The following is a 20,030-nucleotide window of genomic DNA, read 5'->3' as shown; positions in this document are numbered from 1 at the left end:
TCGAGCAATCGGCCCCCGATTCTTTTACCGCGCGCACATGCGCCGCTCGCGAGCCGGGATGTGTCCGGCGAGCTGACGTATCATAGGGACGGAAACGCGATCATTGGAGCACCTATGGATGAAACGACGAAGACTCCCGACGATCAGACGAACGCCGTCCCCAGCCAAGACGATACCGTAGCCGCCGCACCCGATGTATCGACCGAAGGCCGCGAAGCCGATTCGAGCCCGCTTCCCGGATTCCTCACCCGCGAGGAGTACGAGCAGGTAGGCGATGACCCTGACCCGCTCCCCCGCGGCTTCGAGGTCATCGACGGCACGGGTGCCATGCCGTCCGTGAACCCCGAGCGCGCGCAGGCGGCGGCGAGCGCCCCGCACGCCGGGGACGAAGGCACCTCCGCCGCCGACCCGCAGGCCGAGCAGCCAGGGGAGCCCGCACCGGCCGAGCAGTCCGCCGCCCAGGCTGTCGGCGCCTTCCTCTCCGCCGGCGCGGATGCCGTCCGCCAGGTGAGCGCCGCCAAACGTGCCCACGATACCGCACGCGGCGAGCTGGAGGAGCTGGACCGAAGCATCGCCGCGCACGAAGAGGAGCTCGACCATAGGCGCGACATCGCCAACCGATACCAGCAGATCGTGGAGGACGAGACCGCGCGCCAGGATGCCGCCCTCGCCGCCGCGTCCGAGGCCCGCACCCGGCAAGATGCCGTGCGCGCCCAGATCACCCAGCTCAAAGAGCGTCTCCAGCAGGCCAAGGAAGAGGACGCGCAAACCGAGAAGCGCTACCGGGCGGCGGTGGATGCCGCCGAGGCGAAGGAGTCGAGCTCACGCGAGTCCGGCTCTCGCCTGCAGCGGCGCCTGGACGATGCCAAGAAGAACCTGACCCAAGCGGAAAACGAGAAGACGAGCGGCATCCAGACGGCGCAGCAAGCGGTGGAGAGCGCGAACGCGCGCCTGGACACGCTGCGCGACGAGTTCGTCGAGGTGCAGCGCAATCCCTCCGCCAACAGCGCGGCATATTCGGTTCGCACCACCGAGCTGCAGAACGAGATCGCCGACGCCACCGACGAGCTCCGTCGCGCCAAAGCCGAGCTGCCGCGCATCCAAGCCGAGGTAGAGCGCAACCTCACCTCCGCACGCGCCATGGTCGCGGAGGCCCAGAAGCCCATCGACGATGCCAAGAAGGCCTTCCGCGCCGTCACCGCCGAGGCGGACAAGGCGCGCGACGAGCTCGACCGCGTCCGCCGCGAGGCCAGCGCCCGCCAGCGCGAGCTGCGCGACCAGATCGCCGATCAGGAGAAGGCCGCGCGCGAGCAGGAGAAGCGCGCCGAGGAAGCCCAGGCGGAAGCGGACGACGCGCGCGCAGCGCTCGACGAGGCGACCGATATCCACGAGCATCCCGAGGTGACGGAGGGCCTGAACGCGCATCTCGAAGAGCTTCACCGCCGCCGCGATGAGAAGCTCGGGCAGGTAGAGCATCTCGCTGCCACCGAGCAGGATATCCGCGAGCGCACCCGCGGCAGCCGCTACCAGTTCATCGCCGCCGTTGCCGGCGCGATCGCGCTCGTCGTCGTCATCGCGATCGCCTGGGTGGCGCTCTCCCCCAAGTAGAAACGAGGGCTGCCCTGCCCTGTGCGCCGACGCATCCGACCCGGCAGGGCAGCTCGAAAGGAACCCGTGCCATGACGCCCCTGCTACTCCATGCCTGCTGCGCGCCCTGCTCGCTCGAGCCGGTGCGCCACCTGCGGGAAGAGGGCTTTGAACCTACCATCTGCTGGACGAACCCGAATATCCAGCCGACCGACGAGCACCAGCGCCGCCTCGCCGAGCTGCGCCGTTGGTGTCGCGAAACGGGTATCGAGCTCATCGAGGCCGCGGAGGACTACGCCGCCTGGGAGCGCTGCGTGGCGCCCATCGGGGCGCGTCGCCGCGAGCAGCGCTGCCGCGCCTGCTACGCGCTCCGCCTGGCCGAGGCGTGCCGGGTGGCCGAGCGGGAGGGCTTCGAGCGCATCGCCACCACGCTCGCCGTCTCGCCCTACCAATGGTTCGAGACCTGCAACGCCGTGCTCGAGAAGCTCGCCGGCGCACACGGGCTCACGCCGGTCATACGCGACTGGCGCCCGTGGTATCCGGAAGCCACGCGCCGCTCGCGCGAACTCGGCATGTACCGGCAAAACTACTGCGGGTGCCGGTTCTCCGCCGCCGAGGCAGCGCTCGACCGTGCCCGACTGCGCGACGAGCGCAAAGCCGCCCACCATTCGTAAGCTCCCCGTCCTTGCGCTATCATGGTCGGCTGGAAATCGACCATGAGGAGTCCCCAATGCGCACCGATGACTTTGACTACGAGCTGCCCGACGAGCTGATCGCCCAGGCCCCCGCCGACCCCCGCGACAGCTGCCGTCTGCTCGTGCTGCACCGGAGCGACGGCGAGGCCGGGACCCCGCTCGCCCACGGTGGCTCCGTGGAGCACCGCATCTTCCGCGATATCATCGACTACCTCGAGCCAGGTGATCTGCTCGTGGCCAATAAGACCCGCGTGATGCCCGCGCGCCTGGTAGGGCGCAAGGCGCAGACGGGCGGCGTATCCGAGACGCTGCTGCTGCGCCGGCGCGAGGACATCGACCCGCTCGGCCACGTATGGGAATGCCTGGTGAACCCTGGCAAGCGACTCAAGCCCGGCAACGTGGTGGAGTACCGCGCGGGCGGCATCCACGCGCCCGAAAGCTCGCCCGTGGTGCTGACCGGAACGATCGAGGGCTTTGTGGACGACAGCCGGGGCGGGCGCCTGGTGCGTTTCGAGCCGCAGGGCGAGGATGCCGTCACCGGCAAGCCGCGCACGCTCGACCAGGCGATCCATGCCGCCGGCCACGTGCCGCTACCGCCCTACATCACGAGCTACGAGGGCGATCCCGAGAAGTACCAGACCGTCTACGCCATGCACGAGGAGCACTCCGCCGCTGCCCCCACGGCAGGCCTGCACTTTACGCCGGGGCTCATCGAGCGCCTCAAGGCCCGCGGCATCGGCTGGGCGTGCGTGGAGCTCGAGGTGGGTATCGACACCTTCCGCCTGGTGGAGGAGGACGACCCCACGCAGCACGTCATGCACACCGAGCGCTACCACGTGCCCCAGGAAGTGGTCGACGCCGTCCACGCCACCAAGGCGGCCGGGCACCGGGTGGTCGCCGTGGGCACCACGGCGGTCCGCTCCCTCGAGAGCGCCTTCGACGCGGACGCACCGGCAAGCCAACCGCCCGTGACCGCACTCGGCTTCGAGGGGCGCGCGGACAGCGCCGACACCCTCGGCCGCGGCGATATCGTGGCGCGCGAGAACGCCACCACGCAGCTCTACCTCATGCCCGGCAGCACCTACCACGTGGTGGACGCGCTCATCACCAACTTCCACGTGCCGCGCTCCACGCTCATGATGCTCGTCTCGGCGCTCGCCACGCGCGAGCAGATCCTCGATGCCTACAAGGAGGCCGTGCGCGAACGCTATCGCTTCTTCAGCTTTGGCGACGCGATGCTGATCGAGTAGGGCCCTCGCATCCCGCCTCTTCACCGGCGTGCAGGAACGCCACGCCCCAATCCGTGTCCATGCAACGCTCTACATCGGGCCGACGGGCAAGTTCCAGCAGGTAGCCCCAATCGCCCGTGCAGCCGGACAGATGCAGCACGGCGACGACGTACGCCACGGCGCCGTGCCCGGTGACCATCCCTCCCAAGACGAGCAGGATGGTCACCGCGATCGTCGGCGCGAGGATGATTACCTGGTACTGCCGTCTGGCGTAGACGATGCCCTCCGCGCAAGCATAGAGCATGCCGGCCCTCCAGTTCGCCCCGAAGGTCACACGCGAACCCGCAGGGGCAAACAGCTTGAAGAAGAGGCCGTGAACGAGTTCGTGGACGGCGAACGACGCCAGGAGCAGCGCAGCGCCAAGGAAAAGCTCAATCAGCGCGGATTCCGGCGCCGCGCCGCCAAAAGGAAAGCGACCGCCGACCAGCATGCCGGCAACACCGAGCACAAGGCCGAATGCAAGCACGACGCCGGAGGCAAGGGCCATCCCGCTCTGGAACTCCCCATCCTCGAAGATGCGGATGCCTCCGGTGCGGTCCATAGCGAACCCTACAGCAGCTTCTCGTAGGCGATGCGCACATCGTCGTCGGGCACGGGATGCCCGACCATATGGAAAGCGGCAAGCTCGGCAAAGCCGTGGCGCTCGAGGAACCCGCGCATGCGGACATTGCCAGGATGCGTGTCCATGCGCACGGAGCGACGGCCCTCGGTACGCGCGAGGCGCACGGCGGCCAGGAGCAGGGCGCTCATCACACCCCGACGCCCATCCCCGGCAGCCACGGCGCACCGGTGCACGGCCACATACGGCGGCTCGACCCGACCGGTGTCATCGCGGGTGAGCCAGCGCACCCCCGCGGCCCCGGCGGCAGCGTAGTCGACATCGCGCTCAAGGCAGACCGCGCAGGTGCCGAGTAGCGCGCACTCGGCCTCTGCGCCGGCAGCGGCAACCCAGCAGGCTCCCGCCGCGATGTCCCGCTCCACGGCCGTCAGGTCGGGGTACCCGTTCTGCCACTGCGCGATACCCAGCTCGGCGATCGCACGGCGCCCGTCCTCGATGACGTCGAGCACGGCGGCAGCCTCGTCCGCACAGGCACGCCGGATCGTGAACCCGGGTGTCATCTAGTACTGGCTCTCGTGCTTGGAGAAGAAGTCGAAGCGCGGCGGCAGGGGGCGCACACGGTGCTCACCCGGCTCCTCGCCGAGGCCGCGCACGAACTCGTCCGTCGCCTGCAGCACGTGCTCCCAGCTAAAGAACGTCTCCGGCGCCACGTTGAAGTGCTCGCAGATGAGCTCCGTGCCCGCCGGCACAATACCGTGCATCAGAATCGCCGCCACGCGCAGCTCCTGGAAGGCGTCCACGAGCGCAGCGCGCATGAGCTCATCCCCGCGCTCGGCATCCCCCTCGGCCGCCACGTTCTTGGCTGCCTTGCTGGCATCGCTCCAGCGCTTGTTGGCCGCGCGCAGGAACGTGTCGCACACGCCGAGCGCGTGGTGCAGCTCAAAGCGGTACATGTCGCGCTCGAAGGCGAGTACCGCCTGCTCGCAGGCCTCGAGCACCGCCGCGCTCGGCTCACCGGCGGGAATGCAGCCGGTCCGCACCGCGCTCCCGTCGCCTTCCTTCTCGGCCACCGCGTAGAAGCACGAACGGGCCAGGCGGTTGAAGACGCCCGTGAGCATCGCACCCTCCTTGAGGGCGGGGTCGATCACCCGCTTGTCATCGCGGGCGAGCAGCGGCGAACCATCCGGGTTCTTGCCGGTCTCGCGCGTATCGAAGGCCTTCGGGGAGAAGCTCACCGGCTTCTCGCCGAGTCCCAGAGAGATCCAGTGCGCGCGCAGCTGCTCGGCGGTATAGTGGTCGAGCAGCTCCTCGGCGAGTGGCGGCGGGGTCTGAGAGCTTGAGCTCGCCTTCTTGCCCATGTAGAGGATGTGGTAGTTGGCGGCCACCGTGGTCTGGCGCAGGTTCCAGCCAAGCGCCTCCCACAGCGCGGTCTGCGCCACGCAGTAGAAGTAGATGTTGTCCTGGCCGATGAACTGGTAGACCTTGGCATCGTCCGAGCACCACCAATCGTGCCAGTCGAGCGAGGCGTGGGCATAGGCCGGGCGCGCGATCACGTCGGGAGCGTCGGTTTCGGCGATGGCGGCGTCGTGGGCGGCCACCTCGGCACCCGGTGCATCCATGGCGCCGGCGGCCTCGTTACGCGCGAGGACCGTGCGCGAGAAGCTGATGGGCGCCCAGAGGCTCTCGGGCCAGCACCAGCAGGTCAGGTCATGGCAGCCATCGATATCGGGCACCGGCACGCCCCACGTGATATTGCCCGTGATGCGGAACGGCACGAGCGCCTTACCGGAGCGGAAGCGCACGCCCCCGCGCCCCAGCGGCTCATGCGCGGCGTCGCGCTCCTTCCAGCTGGGGAAGGTCACCACGAAGGACCCCTTGCCGTCCGGGGACTCGGTCACGGTGTGCTCGGGCAGCTCGCCGCGGACGGCCTCGAAGGCCTCGCGGAACTTCACCTGAATGTAGAGCTGGGCGGGAAGCAGCCACTCCTCCATGGTCTTGGAGACCACGGGGCGCACGGTCTCGTCCGCCTCGAGCTCCTTGGTGTGGCGCTTGATGGCATCGAGGTAGCTCGGCAGGTCGAAGTAGAGGTTGTCCACCGGGCGCAGCTCGGGCACTTCGCCCGTGAGCGCGCTCTTGGGGGCGATGAGCTCCTCAGGCTCGAACTGATGACCCAGATCGCATTCATCGGCGTAGGCCTTCTCGGACTTGCAGCCCTGGATGGGGCAGCGCCCGATCACCTGGCGACCGTTCAGGAACTGACCGGCCCGGGGGTCGTAGAACTGCTTGGTGGAGAGCTTTTCCAGCTTGCCCTGCTCGTGCAGGCGGTTGACCACCTCGGCCGTCATGCGCTCGTGCACGCGAAGCGCCGGCTCCAAGCCGGATCCGCCGTACAGGTCGCAGGAGATCTCGAAGTCGCGCAGCGTCTTGGCCTGGCGATCGTGATTGCCCTGGACATAATCGCGAATCGAGCCCTCGAACTCGCCGGCATCGACCTTCTTGCGATAGCCCTCCATGATGGGCGAGCCATAGCAATCCGTGCCCGAGACGAACATCACGTTCTCGCGGCCCAGGCGGTCGCGGAGGAAGCGGGCGTAGAAGTCAGCCGGTACGAAGACGCCGCCCACGTGCCCGAAGTGCAAGCCCTTGTTGCCGTAGGGCATGCCCGCGGTCACGATGGCGCGACGCGGCCAGGAGGGACGGTCGGCAGTGGTGAGATGCTTTGCCATGGGGAGGATCCTTTCCGCATGGATGCGCAGGTAGAAACGACGTACAAGCGTCCATTATCGCACAGCGGCCCATCAAGCAGAGTGGTACAGTGGGACAGTCCCAATGTACCACTTCGCCCGGGGAGGAAGCCATGCCGCGAGAGGCGAGAGCGACGTGCGAGAGCGGCCTCTACCACGTTAACGCGCGGGGCGATTCGCGTCAGTCGATCTTCGAGGACGAAGCTGACTACCAGCGGTTTCTCGAGCTTCTTCGAAACCGACTCGGCGCCACCGGCGTGGAGCTCGGCGCGTGGTGCCTCATGGACGACCACTATCACCTGCTCCTCCGCGACATCAGCGACGAACTCTCAGCCTTCATGTCGGGCCTGAACGGCGCGTACGCCACCTATTTCAACAACCGCCATCATCGAACCGGCCACCTCTTCCGCGGCCGGTTCGACTCCCGCTGCATCGAGGATGAGGGTTACGCGCTCACCGTGGTCCGCTCCATCCTGCGCAATCCCGAGCGGGCAAAGGTGGCGAAGACGAACTCCTACCGCTGGAGCAGCTACGCCGCATATCGCGAGCAAGGTGGCATGCTCAGCAAAAGCCTCGTAAAAGAGCTCTTCCCCAGCATCGACGAGCTCTACCGCTTCGTTGATGCCTCGGAGGCGGACGGCACCGCCCAGGTGCTGGAGCAGCGGGGGCGGAACCGTCGCGCCGACGACGAGTTGCGCGCGTACATGCAAACGGAATTCTCCCTTGAGGCCCGCGAGCTCGGCAAGGAGCCGCGCGCCCGCCGCGACAGCGTGCTTCGGCACGCAAAGCGCGAAGGCTTCCCCATCCGGCAAATCGAACGCGTCACGGGCATCAGCCACGGCGTCATCCAGCGCGCCTAGACGGCTCTAAACGACGACGCGGTTCCGCGCGAAGGTCCCAGGTGCCCGCTATCGCTTGCCGTGGCCGTTCAGCCAGATGCTCCGCCCCAGCCCCAGTGCCAGCACAAGGGCGCTCAGATACCCCAGAAAGCCGATGACGGGGATGCCGAAGATCACGGGCTGGATCTTGGCGTAGTACACCACCGAAGACCCGATGAACAGGCCGGCGATGACGATGGACATCGAGAGGCGGTCCATGATCTGCCCCAAGCGTCTCAACACCGCATCGGAACCCAGCACCTGCGCGTTGATCTTCAGCTGGCCGCGCGTGAGCATGCGGCTCGCCAATCCCAGCTGTTCGGCAGCCTCGAGCTGGCCCTTCACCGCGCGCAGGCTCTGGGCGCCCAGGGCCTCGGCGGTCTCGCGGGCACGTGTGAAGGAGCTCTTCTCGTGCTGGATGTGCGCCGAGATGATCGAGACCATGTTGACCTCGGGCATGTACTCCGAAAGCAGGCCCTCAAGCGTCACCATGCCGCGCGCGAACATGGTCACCACGGCGGGGAGCTCCACGTCGTTCTTGCGCGCCAGGTTCACGAGCGAGGTCAGGAACTCGCCGATATCCAGGTCGCGCAGGTCCAGACCGGCGAAGTCGGCGACGATGAAGTCGAGGTCGGAGAGAAAGGCGGTATGGTCGAGCTCCGCGGAATTGCCGCGCGTCACGGCAAAGCGCATGAGCGAGTCCTTCAGCTTGGGCACGTCGCCCTCCGCCACGGAGTAGATGATGTCCTTCACGATGACGCGGTCATGGCTGGACATGCGCCCCACCATGCCAAGGTCGATGAAGTAGATCACGCCGTCCTTAACGATGATGTTGCCCGCATGCGGGTCGGCGTGGAAGAATCCGTCGTCCAGCACCTGCGTGGAGTAGTCCTCCACGATCTTGGCGCCCAGGTGCTCCAGGTTGTAACCGGCGTCCACGAGCGCGGTCGGGTCCGCGATGGAGATGCCGTCGATGTAGTCCATGACGACGATGTGCTCGGTACAGAACTCCGGATACGAGCGCGGGCACGAGATGCCGCGCACCCGCTCGTGGAATGCACGGAAGTCCGTGAGGTTGCGCGCCTCCATGAGGAAGTTGGTCTCCTCGCGGAAGCTCCGCCACAGCTCCTCGACCACCGCGCGCAGGTCCACGAACTGATCGGTTTTGATGAAGCGCGAGGCGTGTCGCACGATCGAGCGCATGATGTCGATATCCTGCGCCATGATCTGCTGGGCACCGGGGCGCTGGATCTTCACCGCCACGTCCTCGCCCGTTACCAGGCGGGCACGATGCACCTGCGCGAGCGAGGCGGAGCCGAGCGGGTTGGGGTCCACCGCATCGAAGATCTCACCGAGCTTCTGGCCGTACTCCGCCTCCAGGCAGTCCACGATCACGCTATAGGGAACCGGATCGACCTCGGTGCGCAGGTGGCGCAGCTCGTCGCAATACGGCTGGGGCAGGATCTCCGAGCGGTTGGCAAGGATCTGCCCCATCTTGACGAACATGGGCCCCAGCTCTTCGAGCAGGCGGCGCAGACGAACCGGGGTCAGGTTGTGCCAGACCTCGTACTTGCGCAGCAAGCTGAAGATCTGCCCGATGCGAACGCGACGGCCCATCGGCGTGAGCTGGTACTTCTCCTCCGGAACCATGACCTCCGGTTCCTCGGGAAACGCGTCCACGGCTCGCGCATGACGCCTGCCGCTCGCCGAGATATCGTCGATAAGCTCGTCGTCGACGGGCGCGTTCGGGTCGTTGTACGGGTTCTTGCTCGCTCCGGCATCCATAGAAGAGGGCTACTCCGCCTTCTCGCCCTCATCGGCGTCCACGGGTTCGCCCTCGACCTCCACGGACTCGACCTTCACCTTGACGGGCTCGGCATCCGCGTTATCCACCAGATCCTGGACGTGCTTCAGGAAATCGGGACGCTCGCCGGCATCCATCTGACGCGCGCGCAGCAGGATAAGCTCGTCGAGCACCTTATCGGCCATGGACTCGCCCTGCGTGCTCAAGCGCTCCGTGACATCGGAGACCGTACCGCCCGCAGCCTTGAAGGCATCCGAGAGGGAGCGCGCGAAATCCGGCATCTCGGGATCGCTGCGCACCTCGGCGCCCTTAGTCGCGAGGTCGTCGAGGAAGCCCTTGCCCTTCTCGGCGGCCATCGCGGCCGCGCCGAAGCTCACGTTCACCATGCCATTGACCAAGTTCTCGAACATCGAAGCCATAGTTCCTCCCTTATCTGGAGCCACATTCTTTCTCTTGTACCCAATCGGGCGCTATCGCTCGTTGTCGCTCATCGAGAAACCGTTCCGCATGGCGCAGCTCGTGGTGTAGAGCACCCGTCCCAACAGCTTCTCCGTCTCGCGCTTGAGCGTAGCCGCCAGCTCCCCGTTCGCATGCGCGAGCGCCGCAGGCACCTCATCGGCGACAGCCTCCGCCACGGCGGCATCCGTCTCGCGCAGCATCTGGTGCCCCAGTGCTCCCATACGCTCCTGGTAGCCCTCGACGGCGGCCGCGTTATCGTGGAAGCGCGCGTCGGCCAGCGCGCCGATCAGACGGTTTGCCCAGTAGAAGCTCTCGCTCGTCACGCGCTCGGACGTGTTGCAGAGATATTCGGGCAGCTCGTCTACATTGCCGTAGAGCGGCACGAGCGCGTTGAAGGGGTTCGATCCAAAGGCCATCCACTGCACGGACCGGAAGGCTGCCGGCACGTAGGGGCGGATCTGCAGCACCGCAAGCTGCCCGTTGCGGTTGATGCCGATGGGACGATAGGCGCCGCGCGTGTCGGGCGTGCCCTGCCAGCCGTAGGGGTCGAAGGGCGTGCCCTGGTAATGGGCGGAGAGCACGTACTTCACATCCTCGATGGTGAGCTTGCGCTCCGGTGTCCGGCTCCAGGGAATCGCATCGCTCTCGGGACGGAGCTTTGCCGCCGGACCGTCCCACGCGGCGGAGGGATTCAGGCAGCGCTGCATGTACCAGGCGCGCGGCGTGTTGTAGACATGATCGGAATCGCTGTGGCTGCCAAAGGCCTCACGCGGGTTGAAGACGTCGGCGACGCCGAGGTTGCCCGCTGCCGCCCCCTCCTTGCCCGCGAAGCCGACGGGACCGACCGCGCCGAAGGTCAGGTCGAGATGGTTATCCGCCATCCATTGCCGCAAATCGGGACTTGCCATGTGGTTGCGCTGCTCGCCCTCTGCATCCGCAAGGTCGAAACTGTCGATGCCCAGCTGGTTGGGCATGGTCACGTAGGCGTCGTCCGGAACGCGCTTGGCAATCCAATGGTGCCCGCCGACGGTCTCGAGCCACCAGATCTCGTCGACGTCCGAGAAGGCGATGCCGTTCATCTCGTAGGTGCCGTACTCCTCAAGCAGGGAGCCCAGGCGCGCCACGCCCTCGCGCGCAGAGTGGATATAGGGCAGCACCACGGTGACGAGGTCCTCCTCACCCAGTCCGCCCGCCCGCCCGGGAGCATAGCCGGGGTCGCCCTCAGCGCCCTTGGCGGGGACAAAGCTCACCAGCGGGTCCGCGCCCAGCACGCGCTCGTTGGAGGTGATGGTCTCGGTTGCCGTCATGGCAACGTTCTCGCTGTTGAAACCGGCTGCGGCCCAGATGCCCTGGTCCGTGATGGCGTCGGGCACGGACGTGTAGCGCAGGGGACTATCGGGGAGCTCGATGGTCAGGTGGCCGAGTACGGAGGTATAGGTTCGAGGTTGATCAGTGGGTTGCACGACCTCCATCCGCTTCGGCCGAAACTGTCCGTTGGGGCTGTCCTCGTTTCGGGCGATGATGGTCGAGCCATCGTAGCTCGCAGCCTTTCCCACCAAGATCGTCGTACAGGCCATCGATCCTCCCAAGGTCGTCTTGCTTGTTCATCGCGCGCGGAGTAACCGGGCGCGTTCGTCCAGTTTACCGCGCGCCGGGGACGCGTGCATGCGTGGCTCCCGGACGGTCGAATATCGGTATTTTGCCTTGTACCCGCACGAATAATCGGATTGTAACGATGCCCATTTCTCAGATAGGCAAACAGGGCAAAGGGGTAACATACCTTAACGGGCACCGCATCCGCGATGTTCGGATCAAGCCGCATCGCATTGTGGCAGAAGGAAAGGCACAGTATGGCAACCGGTACGCTCAAGAAGTCGTTCTTCCGCGAGAAGGGCTATGGCTTCATCACCCCCGACGAGCCCATCGAGGGCTCCAACGGAGATGTCTTCGTCCACTTCAGCGCCATCCAGATGGACGGTTTCAAGACCCTCGACGAGGGCGACCGCGTGGAGTTCGAGGTCGGTCCCGGCAAGAAGCCCGGTGAGACCCAGGCCGTCAACGTGGTGAAGATTTCCTAACGCATCAACACCGCAACAAACCAGAGGCGGAGGAACCACGTTCCTCCGCCTCTTTTTTTGGCGAGCCGCGCCCTCGCAGCACGGGCCTGATAGCCGGCCCAGCCGCTGTTCCCCTCCCCGCGCGTGCCCTGCGCTTAGTCCTCACGAAGCTGGGAAACGGCTTTGCCGTTATCTCGGCTCGCTGCGGAGTGTCGCTGCGGGCATGCGCGGGGAGGGGAACAGCGGCCTGATGACGCCTACAGCCCGTGCTGCATGCGCGCGGCGAGCACCACGTTGCTCATGAGCATGGCGCGCGTCATCGGTCCCACGCCACCGGGCACGGGCGTGATGGCGCCCGCGACCGGCTCCGCGCTCTCGAAGTCCACATCACCACAGAGCTTGCCTGCCTCGTCGCGATCCATGCCCACGTCGATCACCGTAGCGCCGGGCTTCAGCCAATCGCCCTTAATCATGCGCGCAATGCCGCACGCGGCAACCACGATATCCGCCGTTTGGCACACGGCCGCAACGTCGGCGGTACGCGAATGGGAGACCGTGATCGTCGCGTCGCGCGCGAGGAGCATGAGCGCCATGGGCTTGCCGACGATGCTCGAACGACCCACGATCACCGCGCTCTTCCCCGCCGGGTCGATTCCGTGCTCATCGAGCATGCACATGATGCCCGCCGGCGTGCAGGGCCGCAGGCCCGGAAGCCCGCGTACCAGGCGGCCCAGGTTCTCGGGATGGAAGCCATCCACGTCCTTATCCGGTCGAATCGCCGAGACCACCGCCTCTTCATCGAGGTGGCGCGGTAACGGCATCTGAACCAAGATGCCTGCAATGGCAGCGTCCTCGTTCAGGCGACCGATCAGCTCAAGGAGCTCCACCTGGGAGGTATCGGCGGGCAGTTTGAAGTCATGACTCGGAATCCCGCACTGCTCGCAGTCGCGAAGCTTCGCCCGGACATACGTGGCGGAAGCTTGGTTGTCTCCCACGAGCACCACGGCGAGCCCCGGCTCGATGCCCCGCTCTTTCAGCTCGTCCACATCGTGACGCGCTTGATCTCGCACCTTGGCGGCAAGCGCCTTTCCGTCGATGATCACTGCCATATCGATTTCCCTTTCAAACCGTTCATATCGTGCGGCGGCCACATGGGCGCTTAGAAGAGACCCGTGATCACGCCGTTGTCGTCCACGTCGATCGCCTCCGCGGCCGGCACCTTGGGCAGGCCCGGCATCGTCAGCACGTTGCCCGTCAGCGCCACCACAAAGCCGGCACCAGCAGAGACCTTGAGTTCGCGTACCGTGATGCGGAAGCCCTCGGGCGCACCGAGCTTCTTGGCGTCATCCGAGAAGCTGTACTGCGTCTTCGCCACGCACACCGGCAGATTGCCAAAGCCGTTTGCGCGAAGCTCGGCCAGCTGACGCTTGGCCGCGGGTGTGAAGTCAACACCGTCCGCATGGTAGACCTTGGTGGCGATGGCGGTCAGGGCATCGGCCACGTCGGCACCGTCCTCGTAGGCGAAGCGCAGCGTACTCGGCTCCTCCACGAGACGCATGACCTCGTCGGCGAGCTCGAGAGCACCCTCGCCGCCGCGCGCCCAGACCTCGGAAAGCCGCACGTTCACACCCACGCGCTCGCATTCTTCGCGGATAAGTTCAAGCTCGACCTCGGTGTCCGTGGGGAACCGGTTAATTGCCACCACGCACGGCAGCCCGAAGACATCCTGGATGTTCCCAACGTGCCGGAGGAGGTTGGGCAGACCCGCTCGCAGAGCGTCGAGATTCTCGGTGTTGAGGTCGGCCTTGGCAACGCCGCCGTTGTACTTGAGCGCACGGGCCGTGGCCACGACCACCACCGCATCGGGCGCAAGCCCGGTCATGCGGCACTTGATATCCAGGAACTTCTCGGCACCAAGATCGGCGCCGAAACCGGCCTCGGTAATCGCAACGTCTCCGAAGTGCATGGCCATGCGCGTGGCCATCACGGAGTTGCAGCCGTGCGCGATGTTGGCGAAGGGACCGCCGTGCACGAATGCCGGAGTATGCTCGAGCGTCTGCACCAGATTGGGCTTGAGCGCATCCTTCAGCAGGGCCGCCATGGCCCCCTGAGCGTGCAGGTCGCAGGCGCGCACCGGTTCGCCGGTATAGCTGTAGGCAACCACGATCTCACCCAGACGACGCTTCAGATCGGAGATGGAAGTAGCCAGGCAGAGGATGGCCATCACCTCGGAAGCGACGGTGATATCGAAGCCGTCCTCGCGCGGCACACCCTGCGCCTTGCCGCCCAAGCCGTCGACCACGTGACGCAGCTGACGGTCGTTCATGTCGACCACGCGCTTCCAGGTGATTCGCTTCACGTCGATCCCCAGTGCGTTACCCTGCTGGATGTGGTTGTCGAGCATGGCGGCAAGCAGGTTGTTCGCTGCCCCGATGGCATGGAAGTCGCCCGTGAAGTGCAGGTTGATGTCCTCCATGGGAACAACCTGCGCGTAGCCACCGCCCGCGGCCCCGCCCTTCATGCCGAAGACCGGGCCGAGCGACGGCTCGCGGAGCGCCACGGCCGACCGGATGCCGCGGCGACGCAGCGCGTCGGCGAGACCGATGGTCGTGGTGGTCTTCCCCTCGCCCGCGGGCGTAGGGTTGATGGCCGTTACCAGCACGAGCTTGGCCTTGTGCTCGGAAGGCTCGTTCAGCAGCGTGTAGTCCACCTTCGCCTTATCGTAGCCATAGGGAATGAGATGGCCGGCATCCACTCCGGCGGCACGCGCGACCTCGGCTATGGGCAGCGTCTCGGCGGCGTGGGCGATCTCGATATCGGTCAACATGGCGACCCCTCTCGTGCAAAAGACAGTTCGTTCAGAATATCATGAGACACCGCGGGCGATTCCACCCCGGTAGCTCGCAACATGCTAGCCCTGCGGTTCCACACCCAGATGCTCAAACGCGGCAGGAGTCGCCACGCGTCCCTGAGGCGTTCTGATCATCAGGCCGCGCTGCAGCAGATAGGGCTCGTACACATCCTCAAGGGTTCCCGGATCCTCGCCCACTGCGGAGGCGAGCGTAGTCAGACCCACCGCGCGTCCATGAAAGGTCTTGACCAGGGTCTCCAGGATGCGTATGTCCATCCAATCGAGCCCGAGTTCATCGATCTCGAAGAACTCCAAGGCTTCCCGCGTGATGGCGAACTCGATGGCGCCGTTGCCCCGAACCTGCGCGTAATCGCGCACGCGCTTAAGGAGCCGGTTCGCCAGGCGCGGCGTTCCGCGCGAGCGCGATGCCACCTCAAGCGCGCTCTGACGGTCGATGGACACGCCCAGGATGGCGGCCGAGCGCCGAACGATCTCGGCAAGGTTCTCCACCGAGTAGTAATCCAGACGGAATGAGATGCCGAAGCGATCGCGGAGCGGCCCGGTCAACATGCCGGAGCGCGTGGTGGCCCCCACCAGGGTAAAGCGCGGCACGTCGAGACGGATCGAGCGGGCAGCAGGCCCCTTGCCGATTACGATGTCGAGCGCAAAATCTTCCATGGCCGGATAGAGGATCTCCTCAACTGAACGGTTCAGCCGGTGGATCTCGTCTATGAACAGCACGTCGCCCGGCTGCAGATTCGTGAGGATGGCGGCGAGGTCGCCGGTGCGCTCGATCGCCGGTCCGGACGTCGTTCGAATTTGAGCACCGAGCTCGTTGGCCACCACGGCGGCGAGCGTCGTCTTGCCCAGGCCTGGAGGTCCCGAGAAGATCACGTGGTCCAAGCTCTCCCCACGGTCCTTAGCCGCTTTGATGAGGATTCTCAGGCTCTGCTTGATATGTTCCTGGCCGCAATAATCATCGAGGGTCTGAGGTCGCAGCGAGCGCTCAACCTCTAGGTCCTCAGAGGTCAGGCCACCGGTCATGATGCGGCTTCCGCTGTGGACTCCTCCTGCGGAAGTGGGAGCGGTTGCGTCGCCCCACAGGTCCTCGTTCTCGTCTACTTCCCACATATCAGGCATCCGTTCCCAGTCGACGCAGTGCCGCGGCAAGCAGCGTCTCTACGCGCATGTCGGACCCATCGTACCCCTCAAGCGCCAAGTCCGCCTCCTGCGGGCTGAATCCCATGGAAAGCAGCGCTGCACGAGCCTCGTCCACCGGCGAGGTCATCGGTGACGATTCCAGCGGTAGCTGGGCAGCCAGCGCCTCCGTCGCCGAGACCGAGATGCCGTGATCCTTGGAGAAGACGCTCTTCAGCTCCAGAATGAGGCGCTGGGCGGTTTTCTTCCCCACGCCGGGCACCGTTGACATCCCCTTGGCGTCCTCGGCCATAACGACGCTGTAGAGCTGCGAGACGGTGAATTTCGAGAGCACGGCGAGCGCCAAACGAGGACCCACGCCCGACACCGCGACAAGGCGGTCGAACATCTGCCGCTCGTCCTTCGTCGCGAACCCGAAGAGCGTCAAAGCATCCTCGCGCACCACCAGGCGCGTATACAGCCGGCACTGCTCCCCCGCTTTCGGCAAAGCCGCCGAGGTGACACCGGATATTCCCAGGTCGAAACCCATGCCATGTACGTCGATTACGGCCATGCTCGCGGTCGCTTCCACGAGCGCCCCCGTCAGCTGGGAAATCATGCGTATCCCGTCCCTCTCTCCTGCACAAACGAACCGTCCGTCATCGCCGCCGTACGCCGCAGATTGGCATGGCAGATGGCGCATGCCAAGGCGTCCGCCGCATGATCGGGCTTGGGGTCATGATCCAGGCGGAGCAGACTTCGCACCATGTACGTCACCTGGTCCTTATCCGCCGATCCCGTTCCGACCACCGCCTGCTTGATCTGCATCGGGGTGTACTCGCCCACCGCAACTCCGCAAAGCGAGCACGCGACCAACGCCGCGCCGCGAGCATGAGCGGTGGGGATAGCCGAGCGCACGTTCACGCCGAAGTAAATGCTCTCGATGGCGGCTTCCTGCGGATGATACCGCCCGACCACCTGGGAGAGTTCGTCATATATATGTCGAAGACGCACGGAAAGACCGCTGCCAGCCGAGGTCTCGATGCATCCGTAGGCACGGCATCGGACCTCGCCCCGACGCTCCTCAACGATGCCCCAGCCCGTATGGGCAAGACCAGGGTCGATTCCGAGGATGACCATATCCCTCCCTTCAAAATTGCCGAACAGTTGTTCTACTATAGCATAGCAAACCGACGTTCTTCAAGGGATTGGAGGGGATAGGTGGCGCGTCTGCTTCAGTTCTTGGAAAAGAAAGGCGAGCCATCGATGTACAGCGCCGAGGCCTCCTCCATCAGGTTGCGCATCTGGACCTCGGCGTCATCGGCCGTGAATCGAATCTGGGAAGCAACACCGTCGCTCGACAGCTCCTTGAGCTGCTCGGGAGACAGGCCGAAGATGCTGCCCAGCAAACCCATGACCTCGAGCCGCATGCGATCAAGCTGGTCGGTACCCTCAACTTCTAGACGTTCGAGCTCCTGCTTGGCAAGCGCCTCAACGGACAGAAGGTCCGCTCCGTTCCGGCCCAAATCAAGCCAGGCAAGCTGTTCAGGCCAAGCTCCTTCGGCAAAGGCGCGAGCCGATACAACGGGTACGGCCGGAAGCCGACGACGCCTCGACTCCCCCTTTTGCACGAGAAGCCCGATCAACGCAATCGCCTCCGGTTCGCGGTCATACAGCGGACAATCCTCAAGGGACAGATTCCGGTCAACCACGGCCTCGAGCACGGCATCGACCATAGGGGCGCCAAGGCGCCGAATAAGCGTAACGATACGCTCGGCATAGGGAGCATCCGGATACGCGTTGTACCCAGCCCGCTCCACGATGACATCGAGCGCGCGCTCCACTGACGAGAGGCCGAGCAGGTGCTCGGGCAAGACTGTTGAGAGCCCGTTACGATACTTGGCGAGATGCTCAAGCTCAGATAGGTAGATGTCGCCAAACGGAGCGAGGAGCCCCGGGTGCGCCGGGTCGAGGCCAATGGCGAAGGCGTAATCGGTCTTCGTAAGCGAAGCAATCACCGCGGCCGAGAGCGCATTCGCCGTATCCTCCACGCACAGCGAACTTGAAAGATCCCGGAAGCGGCTGGCAGGGGCACCGGCGGCTCCGGCATCATCCTGAAGCGGACGATCGGCTTCGACAGCCCGCTCTATCAAACGAATATTGAGCCGAGCTGCGAGGGTGCGGATGGCGTCGAGCCGAGCTTGCGCACGTGCCGCCTCCTGAGGCGTGACCGCATCATCGCGCTCGATAAGAAGCCCCAATACGTTGCGTGGACCAAGTGCATCGACCGCCAAGAGGGCAAGGAGCGCGCTCGGCAAATCATCCTCAAGTCTCACAAGCACACGCGAGACTCCCCGCGCAGCAACCGCATCGCGAAGATGCAGCCGCAGAGACCCCCAAAGCAGTTCCTCACGGTTATAGACAGGAAGCTCATGATCGGCAACGGAAGGCAGAGACATACCGCGAACGATCTCCTGGACGAGCAGGGAGTCCTCGAAAAGCGGAGCGGCCGCGACAACGCGCCCTGAATCATCCAGAACGAACGAACCGCCGGGATAGCATGCCTCATCAAAACCGCCCACGGGCATAAGATGCGCTATCCAGATGCCATGGTCTTCCGCAAGCCGACGATAACGTGCGTCGGCAATTCCGGAGATACCGGCAGTTTCAGGATCCGTGACGTCGAAGCCGTCAACCTGAAAAGAGACGACAAGATCGCACCCAGCGGGAATCGAATCCATATCCCGAGCAGCGTCGAACGTGATAGCGAGACGCGAGCCGTTGACGCTGATTACCGGAGGATTCCAAAGGGCGAGGGACGAGCCTTCACGGCGATTGACCAGAACGGACCGAAGGGGAACCACATGACCGTGAACAAGATGAAACACCTCGAAGAAATGCGCATCACCCATCGGGACGATTGCGGGAACCAACATCTCGAGCCCATCAGAGAGAAACCCAGAAAGGTCTTCAAGGGCTAGAAGGAGATCATGCTGAAAGTTCTCATTATCGACAAGCAGGCCAGGAACGACCCCGGTAAACAAAGGAGCTGGAACGCAAAGAAGATCGACATCCTGCTTGACGGCAAGACGGGCAAACAACCGGAGCCGACTACAGATGCCAGGGAAATCGCCAAGAGGCATATCGAACTGCGCGAGCGCGATCTTCACGTCATCACCCCTCCCAGACGCAAACGTGCATAACCAGATTCATCATAGCCGAGAAACGAAAAGGCCGCCCAACAGGCGGCCCAAAGGGATGCAGAGCACGTTAGAACTTAGCACTCCAGAGACCGTGCAGGTTGCAGTAGGCATAGACGGTACCGGACTTAACGCCGCCAGCGAAGAACGTAGCAGGGGTCTGACCGGCCTTCAGGTGATGAATCTCAAGACGACCCTCGGCATCGAGCGCGATCCACTGAATGAGGTGCTCCTCAGTCATCGGATGCTCAACCTCGCCGACCTTCACATGAATGATGTGACCATCGCGCTCGAGCTCCACAACGGGCACATGCTTCTCGACGGCAGCATCAACCGTGTTCGGCTCAACAACCTCATATCCCTCCGGAGCCTCGACGTGACCAGCGGAAATAAGGAACTCGCCCGTCTTGGTATTCTTGAAAAACGTAGCCATAAATAACTCCCTCTCAATGCAAAAGGAAACGGTGTAATACAAGTGTCAGTATGCCCCGAGAGGGATGGGGCAAGCATGCATCACAGAAACGTTAAATCAAAGAATGTAAGGTTGAGAGCAAGAGATGCCCTCTGAACAAAAGAGGGGGCCCTCGCGGGCCCCCTCGGGTACTATCGGCGTCGGCCTGGTGCCGTCCACCGGTCAGCGGCACCCTGCTCTCCCACGGGCTTCCCCCGCAGTACCATCGGCGCGGTGCGGCTTAGCTTCCGGGTTCGGAATGGGACCGGGCGTGCCCCGCACGCTGTGGCCGCTGACCGGTGGGCGGCGCCCCGCCCAC

18 protein-coding genes and 1 rRNA gene are annotated in these 20,030 nt (G+C 64.9%); 5 read left to right on the top strand and 14 right to left on the bottom strand.

Annotated elements, in window-relative coordinates; translation table 11 throughout:
- Positions 1 to 114: 114 nt before the first annotated feature.
- The 3 genes from GDJ97_RS05770 to queA all read left to right on the top strand — a co-directional run bounded on the left by GDJ97_RS05770 (position 115) and on the right by queA (position 3,532).
- Positions 115 to 1,608, top strand: a complete 1,494-nt coding sequence (locus GDJ97_RS05770) for a hypothetical protein (protein ID WP_152070356.1) — start codon at positions 115 to 117, stop codon at positions 1,606 to 1,608.
- A gap of 71 nt (positions 1,609 to 1,679) precedes the next feature.
- Positions 1,680 to 2,261, top strand: a complete 582-nt coding sequence (locus GDJ97_RS05765) for an epoxyqueuosine reductase QueH (RefSeq protein ID WP_152070355.1) — start codon at positions 1,680 to 1,682, stop codon at positions 2,259 to 2,261.
- 56 nt (positions 2,262 to 2,317) lie between these two features.
- On the top strand, positions 2,318 to 3,532 hold the full coding sequence (queA, locus tag GDJ97_RS05760; protein WP_152070354.1) for a tRNA preQ1(34) S-adenosylmethionine ribosyltransferase-isomerase QueA: 1,215 nt from the start codon (positions 2,318 to 2,320) through the stop codon (positions 3,530 to 3,532).
- On the opposite strand, the gene GDJ97_RS05755 is transcribed toward queA, so the two are convergent.
- Genes GDJ97_RS05755 through GDJ97_RS05745 form a run of 3 tightly spaced genes read right to left on the bottom strand, consistent with a single transcriptional unit; the run spans position 3,501 to position 6,856 of the window.
- Positions 3,501 to 4,112 (bottom strand): DUF3267 domain-containing protein, encoded by a 612-nt coding sequence (locus GDJ97_RS05755; RefSeq protein ID WP_152070353.1) that lies wholly within the window; start codon positions 4,110 to 4,112, stop codon positions 3,501 to 3,503. The genes queA and GDJ97_RS05755 overlap by 32 nt on opposite strands.
- 8 nt (positions 4,113 to 4,120) lie before the next feature.
- Entirely contained in the window at positions 4,121 to 4,690 is a 570-nt protein-coding gene (locus tag GDJ97_RS05750) for a GNAT family N-acetyltransferase (RefSeq protein ID WP_152070352.1), read from the bottom strand.
- Complete coding sequence (locus GDJ97_RS05745) at positions 4,691 to 6,856, bottom strand: methionine--tRNA ligase (protein ID WP_152070351.1); 2,166 nt, start codon at positions 6,854 to 6,856, stop codon at positions 4,691 to 4,693.
- A 131-nt stretch (positions 6,857 to 6,987) separates the two neighbouring features.
- On the opposite strand from GDJ97_RS05745, the gene GDJ97_RS05740 reads away from it, so the two are divergent.
- The gene (locus GDJ97_RS05740; protein WP_152070350.1) at positions 6,988 to 7,734 is read left to right on the top strand and encodes a transposase; all 747 of its coding nucleotides are present in this window, start codon (positions 6,988 to 6,990) and stop codon (positions 7,732 to 7,734) included.
- Between the two features lie 48 nt (positions 7,735 to 7,782).
- Here GDJ97_RS05740 and GDJ97_RS05735 read toward each other — a convergent pair whose 3' ends face one another.
- The 3 genes from GDJ97_RS05735 to GDJ97_RS05725 form a co-directional block, all read right to left on the bottom strand.
- Positions 7,783 to 9,402 (bottom strand): ABC1 kinase family protein, encoded by a 1,620-nt coding sequence (locus tag GDJ97_RS05735; RefSeq protein ID WP_373422667.1) that lies wholly within the window; start codon positions 9,400 to 9,402, stop codon positions 7,783 to 7,785.
- 144 nt (positions 9,403 to 9,546) lie between these two features.
- Complete coding sequence (locus GDJ97_RS05730) at positions 9,547 to 9,975, bottom strand: hypothetical protein (protein ID WP_152070348.1); 429 nt, start codon at positions 9,973 to 9,975, stop codon at positions 9,547 to 9,549.
- A gap of 51 nt (positions 9,976 to 10,026) precedes the next feature.
- Positions 10,027 to 11,592, bottom strand: a complete 1,566-nt coding sequence (locus tag GDJ97_RS05725) for a C69 family dipeptidase (protein ID WP_152070347.1) — start codon at positions 11,590 to 11,592, stop codon at positions 10,027 to 10,029.
- Positions 11,593 to 11,865: 273 nt separating this feature from the next.
- On the opposite strand from GDJ97_RS05725, the gene GDJ97_RS05720 reads away from it, so the two are divergent.
- Positions 11,866 to 12,093 (top strand): cold-shock protein, encoded by a 228-nt coding sequence (locus GDJ97_RS05720; RefSeq protein ID WP_152070346.1) that lies wholly within the window; start codon positions 11,866 to 11,868, stop codon positions 12,091 to 12,093.
- 236 nt (positions 12,094 to 12,329) lie between these two features.
- Here GDJ97_RS05720 and folD read toward each other — a convergent pair whose 3' ends face one another.
- The 8 genes from folD to rrf all read right to left on the bottom strand — a co-directional run bounded on the left by folD (position 12,330) and on the right by rrf (position 20,008).
- On the bottom strand, positions 12,330 to 13,181 hold the full coding sequence (folD, locus tag GDJ97_RS05715) for a bifunctional methylenetetrahydrofolate dehydrogenase/methenyltetrahydrofolate cyclohydrolase FolD (protein ID WP_152070345.1): 852 nt from the start codon (positions 13,179 to 13,181) through the stop codon (positions 12,330 to 12,332).
- A gap of 50 nt (positions 13,182 to 13,231) precedes the next feature.
- Positions 13,232 to 14,899, bottom strand: coding sequence for a formate--tetrahydrofolate ligase (locus tag GDJ97_RS05710; RefSeq protein WP_152070344.1), 1,668 nt, complete (start codon positions 14,897 to 14,899; stop codon positions 13,232 to 13,234).
- 84 nt (positions 14,900 to 14,983) lie between these two features.
- Positions 14,984 to 16,054, bottom strand: a complete 1,071-nt coding sequence (gene ruvB / locus GDJ97_RS05705; RefSeq protein WP_152070343.1) for a Holliday junction branch migration DNA helicase RuvB — start codon at positions 16,052 to 16,054, stop codon at positions 14,984 to 14,986.
- Between the two features lies 1 nt (position 16,055).
- Positions 16,056 to 16,679 carry a Holliday junction branch migration protein RuvA gene (gene ruvA / locus GDJ97_RS05700; RefSeq protein WP_152070342.1) on the bottom strand — a complete coding sequence of 208 codons (624 nt, stop codon included), beginning with the start codon at positions 16,677 to 16,679 and terminating at the stop codon, positions 16,056 to 16,058.
- Positions 16,676 to 17,200, bottom strand: coding sequence for a crossover junction endodeoxyribonuclease RuvC (ruvC, locus tag GDJ97_RS05695; protein WP_152070341.1), 525 nt, complete (start codon positions 17,198 to 17,200; stop codon positions 16,676 to 16,678). Before ruvC ends, ruvA begins: the two co-directional genes overlap by 4 nt.
- A 95-nt stretch (positions 17,201 to 17,295) precedes the next feature.
- Positions 17,296 to 19,230, bottom strand: coding sequence for a hypothetical protein (locus tag GDJ97_RS05690; RefSeq protein WP_152070340.1), 1,935 nt, complete (start codon positions 19,228 to 19,230; stop codon positions 17,296 to 17,298).
- Positions 19,231 to 19,330: 100 nt separating this feature from the next.
- Entirely contained in the window at positions 19,331 to 19,693 is a 363-nt protein-coding gene (locus tag GDJ97_RS05685) for a desulfoferrodoxin family protein (RefSeq protein WP_152070339.1), read from the bottom strand.
- 199 nt (positions 19,694 to 19,892) lie between these two features.
- A 5S ribosomal RNA gene (gene rrf, locus GDJ97_RS05680) occupies positions 19,893 to 20,008 on the bottom strand.
- Positions 20,009 to 20,030 lie beyond the last annotated feature (22 nt).

The organism is Collinsella sp. AK_207A (assembly GCF_902501965.1).
Classification (GTDB): Bacteria; Actinomycetota; Coriobacteriia; order Coriobacteriales; family Coriobacteriaceae; genus Collinsella.
Note: the sequence above shows the minus strand (reverse complement) of the source record. Positions and strands in the feature narration are given on the sequence as shown.